Annotated in this window: 7 protein-coding genes; all 7 read right to left on the reverse strand. The window is 58.2% G+C overall.

What is annotated here, in order from left to right:
- A partial coding sequence (locus tag EOA28_RS13600; RefSeq protein WP_148670710.1) for a fumarate hydratase occupies nt 1–1,316 on the reverse strand: 1,316 nt, incomplete at its 3' end.
- Between the two features lie 27 nt (nt 1,317–1,343).
- Nucleotides 1,344–2,777 (reverse strand): NAD-dependent succinate-semialdehyde dehydrogenase, encoded by a 1,434-nt coding sequence (locus EOA28_RS13605; RefSeq protein ID WP_126097356.1) that lies wholly within the window; start codon nt 2,775–2,777, stop codon nt 1,344–1,346.
- A gap of 195 nt (nt 2,778–2,972) precedes the next feature.
- Complete coding sequence (locus tag EOA28_RS13610) at nt 2,973–3,899, reverse strand: LysR family transcriptional regulator (RefSeq protein ID WP_128314956.1); 927 nt, start codon at nt 3,897–3,899, stop codon at nt 2,973–2,975.
- A gap of 85 nt (nt 3,900–3,984) precedes the next feature.
- Nucleotides 3,985–4,929 carry a CoA ester lyase gene (locus EOA28_RS13615; protein WP_245501519.1) on the reverse strand — a complete coding sequence of 315 codons (945 nt, stop codon included), beginning with the start codon at nt 4,927–4,929 and terminating at the stop codon, nt 3,985–3,987.
- 133 nt (nt 4,930–5,062) lie between these two features.
- A complete protein-coding gene (locus tag EOA28_RS13620) occupies nt 5,063–6,214 on the reverse strand; it encodes a CaiB/BaiF CoA-transferase family protein (RefSeq protein WP_128314957.1) in 1,152 nt (383 codons plus the stop codon).
- Between the two features lie 20 nt (nt 6,215–6,234).
- The gene (locus tag EOA28_RS13625; RefSeq protein WP_128314958.1) at nt 6,235–7,482 is read right to left on the reverse strand and encodes a methylaspartate ammonia-lyase; all 1,248 of its coding nucleotides are present in this window, start codon (nt 7,480–7,482) and stop codon (nt 6,235–6,237) included.
- Between the two features lie 732 nt (nt 7,483–8,214).
- Complete coding sequence (locus EOA28_RS13630; protein ID WP_128314960.1) at nt 8,215–9,225, reverse strand: hypothetical protein; 1,011 nt, start codon at nt 9,223–9,225, stop codon at nt 8,215–8,217.
- Nucleotides 9,226–9,701 lie beyond the last annotated feature (476 nt).

A 9,701-nucleotide genomic window follows, 5' to 3' on the forward strand; every position in this document is an offset into this window, starting at 1 on the left:
GCGCCACCCACTGCAGCAAGGTATGGCGTTTTGTGTCTTACAATCGAGGCGATGGCCGCCGGTCCCCTCTCCGCTTTGCCCACCATCGCGAAAAGGCCGGTTTCGGCGAGCACCTTGTCCGTAAAATCGTCCAAGCGGCTGGAGGTTGTTGGACCGGCGGGTCCAACGATCTCATTTCTCGCTGCCCGGACGGGACCGACGTAGTAGATCACGCGTCCCCGCAGATCGACTGGAAGCGGCTTGCCGGCATCGATCAGTTCGACCATTCGTTTGTGGGCAGCGTCACGGCCCGTCAGCATCTTTCCAGACAGCAGGAGCGTTTCACCGCAGCGCCACGATGCCGTCTCTTCCTTCGTCAGCGTATCTAAATTGACCCGCCGGACGCCGGCTGGGTTCAATTCGTCGGCTTCGATGTCGGGCCATTCGCGCAAATCGGGCGGCTGGAGGCTGATGGGTCCAGACCCGTCCAAAGTAAACTTCAGGTGCCGGTTGGCGGCGCATTGCGGGATGAGCGCCACGGGCTTGGACGCTGCATGAGTAGGATAGGTCGCAACCTTGACGTCAACGACTGTCGTCAGACCACCAAGGCCTTGGGCGCCGATACCAAGCGCGTTGATCCGCTCATAAAGCTCAATCCGCAGCCCCTCCTCTGCGCTTGACGCCCCCCTTGCGATCAGTTCCGCCATATCGATGGGCTCGTTCATGGCCTCCTTGGCCAGCAGCATCGCCTTTTCAGCGCTACCACCGATGCCGACAGAGATCAGTCCAGGTGGACACCACCCGCTGCCAAGGGTCGAAACGGTATTGACCACCCAGTCGGAAACGGAGGCGGTGGGATTGAGGGTGGTAAAACGTGCCTTGTTCTCCGACCCGCCGCCTTTCGCGGCGATGGTGATCTCAATCTGGTTACCTTGCACCAGGTCGACATGGACAACTGCCGGCGTGTTGTCTCGGGTGTTGACCCGTCTAGCGAGGGGATCCGCAACGATCGATGCCCGAAGGGGATTGTCCGGATCGAGATAGGCTTGACGTACGCCCTCATTCACAAGATCAGCGAAACTGGCCGTTGACTTAATGCGGGCATCCATGCCGACCTTTGCGAAGACAACCACAAGTCCGGTGTCCTGACAAATCGGGCGCCGCCCAAAGGCCGCCATGCGGGAGTTCAGCAGAATCTGACCTATGGCATTCTTCGCCGACGGGCTCTGTTCTCGCGTGTATGCGTGAGAAAGAGACCGGATATAATCTGGAGGATGATAGTACGAGATGTACTGAAGGGCGTCGGCGACGCTCCTTGTGATGTCGCTACCGGCCATGGTCCGTGTTCTGTTTCCCACCGGATTTTATCCAAATGAACCGAGGCCATTGACCATTTTCAGAATCTGGAAGCTTCGCACCCCCTGCTCGCCGCCTTCATATCCATAGCCGCTTTGCTTGACTCCTCCATAAGGGGCATCAGCGGAAACCCCTTTCAGGTAATTCACACTAACAGCGCCCGCAGAAAGACCGCCCACAAGCCTCTGTTGCGTATCGGCCGCGCCAGTAAACAAGTAGGCGGCCAGACCGTACTCCGTGGCGTTGGCTTCATCGATCGCCTCTTCGATCGTATCGAAAGGAGCCACGCTGAGAATTGGTCCGAACGGCTCTTCATGAAGTACTCTCGCTTCCTTCGGTACGCCAGTCAGGATGGTTGGCGGCCAGTAAAACCCCGGTCGGTCAAGGGGGGTGCCACCGGTCTCGATTTGGGCGCCGCCCTCTACCGCATCTTTGGTCAGGCGTTGCATGGCCTCGATTCGCCGCGCGTTTGCCATGGGACCCATCTGCGTTGCAGGGTCATCCGGTGGACCGATCCTGATTTTTCGGACCGCCTCCGTCATCCGGAACAGGAATTCCTCATAGCGGGATCGGGCGACAAGAATCCTGCTGGGCGCATTACAACTCTGGCCCGCGCACTCGAATTTGTATTCCGAAATAGCCGGTATCGCCGTTGCCAGGTCGGCATCTTCGCACACAATAACCGGGGAATGTCCACCGAGCTCAAGGATGCAGCGCTGCAGATTATTCGCGGCCAGTGTGGCCAGCTGTTTCCCAACAGCGGTCGACCCCGTGAACGTCAAGACTTTGACAATTGGCGAACTGAGCAGATGCCGTGATATATGCACAGGAACACCGAACACCAGGTTGACCACGCCTTCCGGTATCCCTGCTTGACGCAAAGATTCCACGATATGGACAGCCACGCTTGGCGTCTCTTCGGCCCCTTTGAGGATCACCGGGCAGCCTGCCGCCAGCGCGGGGGCGAGCTTGCGGGCGATGAGAACGGCTGGATAGTTCCACGGCGTAAAGGCAGCGACGACACCGAGGGCCTCCGGGACGATCATCCTGTTCGGACCCAACGGAATCGGGGTCGACAACTCATCGGCATGCCGGCCATTCCATTCCAGCGTTTCGACTGCGCGCGCGTACTCTCCTGTTGCTTCGGCAATCGTCTTTCCCTGTTCGGACGACAGGTCCCTGGCTGCGGCGCCAGCTTTCTCTGCCAGAATGCTGGCGGCAGAGACGAGTATCTCGCCACGCTCTTTGGCGGGTCGTGAGGACCACGCCTTGCGGCTGCGTTCTGCCGAAGCAAGAGCTTCATCCAAGTCTGAAACCGTAGCCGAGGCCACTGAGGCAAATACCTTCTCCGTCGCCGGGTTGATCACCGGCAAAGTGGCTCGGCTACCACCGGCTCGCCATTTGCCATTAATGAAGAGCTCGTAACTCTTGGCGTCGGACATCGCGGGCTCCACTTGACTGAATTCTTGCATACGAGCGCAGTTTCGATATCGAAACTGCTGAACTCGCTTGAGCCAGTTTCATCGCGATGGTCGCGGCGGGTCAAATATCGAATATTGCCGAAATCCATCTGGAATCCAGATCGGGCTGGTCCCAATGGCCGCAAAAGATCATGCCCAGCTTTACAGGTTAGTTTGTCAGGTCGCCTCAGGCGCCACCGCCGCCCAGTCCCCGATTTCAATCAATTTTCTGGCGACCTTCGGAATGAGCTTGCGGACCGCAGAAACGGCCGCAGAACGCTCATCTTTGGGATTTACAGCGAGCACCACGGACCGAGTAATCACCGGATCGACGATCTTGACAGTCCGGACCAGCCCTTGGGAGGCTTCTTTCTGAACCGCAGACGGGGCGAGAATAGAATGCGCTTTTCCCTCTACGACCATGTTGATGATCGTTGAGAGGGAGTCCACTTCAAACCTGACGTCCAGCGCGCAACCGTGTTGTGCGACGACATCAGCCACCGAACGCCTGACATTGTTGTTGCGCATGGGAACCGCCAGGGGGAATGCATGCAGGTCGGCCAGAGATATCGCATCTTCAAACGGTGGCTCGCCGGACGGAACCACCAGACAAAGGTCTTCGCGCGCTAGCACCGTCATTCGCCCCACACTGTCTGCTGTGCGGTACAGAACCGCCAGATTGAAGCGTCCAGCCGCCATCCATTCCTCTAGCGGTCCCGTCATACCCTCGACCATCTTGAGGGACACCTTGGGCAGTTCGTGTCTCACCGCCTCAAGCAGCGGACCGCTCAGGACGCGAGCAGCTCCAGACGGAATGCCAATAGTCACCTCCCCGGCAGGGGAAGCGGCTGTGTTGGTCAATTCCACCTCGGTAAGTCGAATTTCTTTGAGAATTGCCCGCGCCCGCTCGAGCAGTTTGGCTCCTGACGCCGTCACGCTCACGCCGGTCCTGTCGCGTATCAGCAGCTGAGTGCCGAAGCCTTCCTCCAATTGGCGCACATGCAGACTCAGCGCACTCTGGGCGACATTCAGAAAGCCAGCGGCCTTGGTGAAACTGCCTGCTTCGACCACGCCAACGAAGTATCTTAACTGCCTGATTTCCACGGGTACTCTTCCGAGGGCGAACTCCAATTTATGTAATCTATCTCGAAATGCGATGGCGCGACAGCAATAATTGTGCCAGGGCGCACTAAGTCTGCTCTAAACCAGCCGCAGAAGGCTCAAACACCCAAGTCGGTTCCGGACCCCAGGCGGTAATTTCTTGGGCCCTTCGGATCACCGGTGGATCGATCATCTTTCCATCCAAGGCGAAAGCGCCTCGGCCCTGCCCTGCCGCATCTTTTTCCGCCGCGAGAACACGACGGGCCCACTCGATCTCCTGTGCGCTCGGCGAGAAGGCCTCATTGAAGATGGCCACTTGTGCCGGGTGGATCGCCAAAGCTCCGGCAAAGCCAAGCCGCCGCGCATGCGCCGCGGTTTCACGAAGTCTATGGGTGTCCGAGAACTCGCCAACGCTTCCAATAAAGCCCAAAGGGAGCAATCCGGCCGCGCGGGCAGCGAACAGCACGGCAAGGTTCGGGGCCAGGAGCAGATCAAATTCCGGGGCACCGCCGACAGCGGCACTGAAGTCTTCAGGACCAAGCGCCATTGCGACCATCCTTGGATGCGCCGACGCAATGGCCGCGAGTCTTTGCAAGGCGCCTGGGGTCTCGATCTGGGCAAGGAACCGGATGCCTCCCGGCGGAAGATTTCTTTCCCGTTCAAGTTCCGAAACCGCATTCGCGACCTCTAATACCCACTCCGCCGATTCCGTCTTCGGGAGAACCAGTGCGTTAACACCTGCCATCACCGCTGCATCGAGATCGGCCGCCAAAGCGCGCAAACCATGATTCACGCGGACCAAAACAGATGCGTTCTTCCGGCCTACCTTTGCAACGCATTCAGGAAGCTGCCGCCGTGCCGTTCCCTTCTGATCCTGGGGAACGGAGTCCTCGAGGTCGAGTATGACGCCATCTGCCCCGCGCTCATGGGCAGCCTCCACAAAGAGCGGGACGTGAGCGGGTACAAAGAGCAGGGATCTCCAGCGTGGTACAGACATCGCGCCTTCAACGGCCGGAAAGGTGTCCTTGATCATGGAGTCGCCCCTGTGATCAATGTTAGCGAGCGTGACGGCGATGGGCTTGCTGGATGGCCGATGCGCTGAGATGATCCGAGATAGACAGGCTCTTCATATACCGCGAGCAGACTCACCTTACTCAAACGCGCGCTCACGCTGACGCGGCTCTTTCGCGCAAAAGCCCTCGAACCTCCTCGCGGACAGCCTGGGTATGAGCGCCTAGAGCCGGAACTGGACGCAGCGAGGAGCGCTCAGAGTTGAAGATCGCTGCTGGCGCTATTGTATCTACAATTCCTTTCGGTGTGCCAACCCCAACCCTCCGAACGTGAGGATGATTTGAAATATCCGCGACTTCATTCAGGCGACCATACGCCAAACCGGCCGCCTCAAGCTCCTGCATTGCTTCGTGGCAGGACAATTCGGAAAACCGCCGTTCAATGATCTCATCAAGTTCCGCGCGGTGACCGAGGCGCTCCATGTTGTCAGCAAAACCGGGAGTGCGTGTGAGCTCCGGCTGCCTAAGAAATTTCTCGCAAAAATTTACCCATTCACGGTCGTTCTGAACAGAAAAGATGACGTCTTTGCCGTCGGCGCACCGATAGGCGCCATACGGCGCGAGCGACGGGTGTTTCACGCCGGCGCGTGCCGTGTGGTAGCCGCTGTAGTCGTTTTGCAAAACCGGAACATTCATCCAGTCGGCGACGGCATCGAACAGAGACACCTGGATGCTGGTGCCTTCACCGGTGACTTCGCGGTGATAGAGGGCCTGAAGAATGGCGCTATGTGCTGTCATGCCCGCCGAAATGTCGCAAACCGAAACCCCTACACGCGCAGGCCCTTGTTGGTTGCCGGTGATCGCGCATAGACCTGTTTCGGCCTGGACGATGAGGTCATAAGCCTTCAAATGCGAATACGGCCCTGTGTTCCCGAATCCAGAGATGTCGCAGGTGATCAGCCGCGGAAAACGTCGACGGAGATCCCCAGACGCGAAACCCAGTTTTTCGATGCTGCCCGGTTTCAGATTTTGGATATAGACGTCTGCACTAGCAACGAGTGTGTCGAGAACCTCGCGGTCCGCCTCCAACCTCAGGTCTAGACAAACCGACTCCTTGCCCCGGTTGAGCCAGACGAAGTAAGCGCTCTGCCCCCGAACCAACTTGTCGTAGCTTCGGGCAAAGTCACCTTCCGGCCGTTCAATCTTGATCACTCGGGCGCCGGCATCCGCAAGGCGAGATGACGCATAAGGCGCTGCCACGGCCTGCTCCACCGCAACGACGGTGATCCCCTCAAGGCTATTCTGCATTGCCGACACACCGCCCCTTTTCAACTAACATTTTTACTTGCTCGACGGTTCAGGATGGCGAGCAACCGGTTCTGTTCGTTCCCAACGATGGAAAATGCCTCGTCGACACCCATCCCGGGCTTTGCGAGCATCATGTCTGCCTGGGTCGCCACCGATATGTGGACAGAAGCTTGGGCAGAGAGATCTGTCTCGGTACAGCTTCCTCCAACGTACGCGCCTACCTTGTTCTCCTTGCACAGGAGCACGGCATGTGCCGTGTCAGCCAATGAGCCAACATCGGGCGTCTTGATTTGAATGAGATGCGCGGCTCTCGCTTCGGCAAAGAGCCGAATATCCTCAAGCGTGTTGCACCTCTCATCGACGACAATTCGAGCAGTGGAACCTCGGCTGTCCAAAATGGATACGATCTCGGCGTAGTTCTCAATTTGAGCTTGCGTCGAACCAAAGTCCGCCGGGGACTCGATGTTGATCGTAAAACCCGGAACGGTATCGACAACCCTGCAGATAAAATCGGCGATCCGTTGCGGCTCCAGGCCGATTTCTTGACCGATCCAGCCATAGACATCGAAATGCAGCACGGGATTATACCCGGGACGGCCGATCTCGCGCGTACGCTTCGCGACCCACTTCACGAACTCCATGAAGGTCTGACCGTCTACGCCGAATTTCTGCCGTGAGTTGATCAGACCGTGGGGAAGCACATCCACCGCCTTCAAAATCATCTTGTCGACATTGACTTCGCGAGCATCGCCGCTCTGGCAGTAAATCGGGACCCGGCGCGTCGGCAGCGGTAAGTTGAATTCAGCGCATACAACCTCTGCCATTGTGGCGCGCTGGAGGTAGGCCGCGGCTCGAAGCAGCGCCTGGCTGACGCCGTACTCAATCGCGAGTGATAGCCGCTGCTGTTCGAATGGCTCGAAAACCTTCGCGCAGGCATCAAGATAAAGAGACGCATCGACATCGAGAAGCCGTGGTGCCACGACGCGCGACGTCAAATCCGAGATTTGATTAGTTTCAAACACAGGATCGCGTCCGCCAGCACCAGAGTACTGAACGCCCATCATGTCGCCCCAAACAACGGTGTCGTCCGTGAGAACAAGCCCGACGCTCAGCGAAGATGCCGGAATGCGAAGCGACGTGAACCCAGGCGTTATCGGTTCGCCGACATAGATGAAGCCGTCCTGGGTTGCGCCGGACCTAATGGCAGCTTGATCGTCATAGAAGAATGCGCCGTTGCCAGACGCAAGGAGGACGTCTTTGATCTGCACTTCGTTTCGCTCGGTTTGTTCAAGACGCAATTGTAGGCTGGCTCACTATGCGTCACCTGCCAGCCCCGCCGCCAATATAAAGTCGGAGGCGGTACCATCTGTTTTCCAGATGAAGGAGCTCGCTAGCGAGGAGGCCGACATCGCCTAACGCAATCAATGTGGGGCCAACTTCAACAGTCATCTTTCTTGCCGATGCGAAGCGCCCATTGGCTTTGGCGGATTCGCATGCCCAGCCCCTCGCCAAGCTCTTGCCATTCAGCACCGTGGCCAAAACATTTTTCGCGCTTCTAACGTCGCAGGGCCTTTCCTGGCCGGCGCTGAGCCAGACGTTCCGTGCGTGGCTTTCTTCTGCGCCGAGTCGAGAAGACATTCAGTAGCGCTGACGCTGGACCACGCGAGATCCGGTCTATGCGCGCAAGCCTCCGCAAGTTGCCGACGATCCTGAGCACCGACAATGTAGTGCGCTTTGTGGGCAACGGTGCCCTTATTGAAGTCGCGCACTGCGCTGACCACCGCCCTATGGCGCGGGGTTGCGCGCTCGGAGGCGGTGAGTCTCAAGGCGGCGGATGTCGACAGCGATCGGATGGTGACCTACGCCTCCACTGCAAGGCCGCCAAAGGATCTCACGGTCATGCTGTCGCCGCAGTTTCTCGGGTTCTTGCGGACTGGAAACTGGCAGGCCCGCTGAACTGTCAGCTCCGTCTTTTTTGCCTCTGATGCTGAACCCTCAGCTTAGGCAATGCCGACTCCGAAATATCGCGTGTGGGCGACGTCGAGGATGCGATTGATCAAGCTCGAGTAGCTGTGTCCAGCAGCGATCCCGGCTAGGACAAATTCGGAGCTCATACTGAGCCCTGGCATTGAGTTGATCTCCAATACGAAAGGTCGGCCGGAGCGGTCGATCCGGATGTCGAGGCGGGCATAATCTCGGCATTGGCAGGCACGGAAGGTCGCAACCGAAATGTTCCGCAGCAAAATCGCGAGGCTGCTCTCAATTTGCGTCGGGCAAATCGTCGTAGGCTGCTCGGCCGGGAGGTGTTTCGCTTCCCAGGTCAAAAGGCCAATCTCGCGTTCACCGAAGTCGATCTCAGCGAAGGGCAACACCTCGGGTTGCCCGTTTCCCAGTAGCGCGACATGGATTTCTCGCCCGTCGATGTATTCTTCCACGAGCGCATCCTGCGCATATTCCGTGACAATCAATTCCACTGCTTGCCTCAGTTGACCGGGCTCATGTACGAGTTGCAAACCAAAGCTGTTGTCCTCGTGACGCGGCTTGACTACCACTGGGAATCGGAGATTGCCGGCACTCTCGGTGCTGTCGCGCATGACACAAAAATTTGGCGTGGGCACGCCGCAGCTGCGCATGAGTGTCTTACTGATGACCTTGTCGTCCGTCAGCCCGTGTCCGAGTGGGCTCGACCCAGTGTATGGAACGCCCGCCATCTCAAGCATGGCTGGGACGTGGGTGAAACGGTACTCGCCCTGAATCCCCTCTGCCAAGTTGAAGACGGCTCCGGAAGGGCGGCCTTGCGGGTCGGATGGCATGAATCGTTCGAGCCTGTCGAGGAGTCCTTTGTCGCCTTCACATAACAGCGTCTCGTGACCACTGTCTTGTAGTGCCGCCACCACCCTATGGGCTGTCGCACCACTTTGCGGCCAAGGGTGCGGGGACTCTGGATAAGGCTGACCGAACCGGTTGATTACGCCAGTAAAATCACGGTTCCGGACGACTGCTATCCGCATGGGCTTCCCCTTTGCTGACTTGGCTTCTATCACGTTCATTTGCCCGACTTGCCTTGCTTGAAGGAACGGCCAGCCGCGGACCTTGCATGAAGTCTCCAGCAACTGGCGTGCCAAGGAAGGAAGCCACGTGTTTCAAGCCGCGCGGGCCGGAATACTGTACCTCAATGTATCAGATCGCACATAGAGGTCTTCAATGAGACAAGCTGAACACCTATGCGTGGATGTCGCGAGATTCGACCAAACCCTGGGCCTGGGGTAGCTGATGGGATGCGTCCGTGCTGTTGGGTATGGTCGGCTTATTAGCGCACGCCGCGAGGCCCGTCGCTTGCCTGTGTGATCGTTTTCATGCGTTCGTCTAATGCAGTAGCGAAGACACTTCTTGGTTAACTGTCGGGCGAATTGAGAAACTGCCCCCCGCATTGCCTCACGTTGATTGTTACCGAGGGTCGCCGTCCCGACGGGATGAAGCCCTGTTG

Origin of the sequence: Mesorhizobium sp. M2A.F.Ca.ET.067.02.1.1 (assembly GCF_004023285.1) — a bacterium.
In the GTDB taxonomy this organism is placed as follows: Bacteria; Pseudomonadota; Alphaproteobacteria; order Rhizobiales; family Rhizobiaceae; genus Mesorhizobium.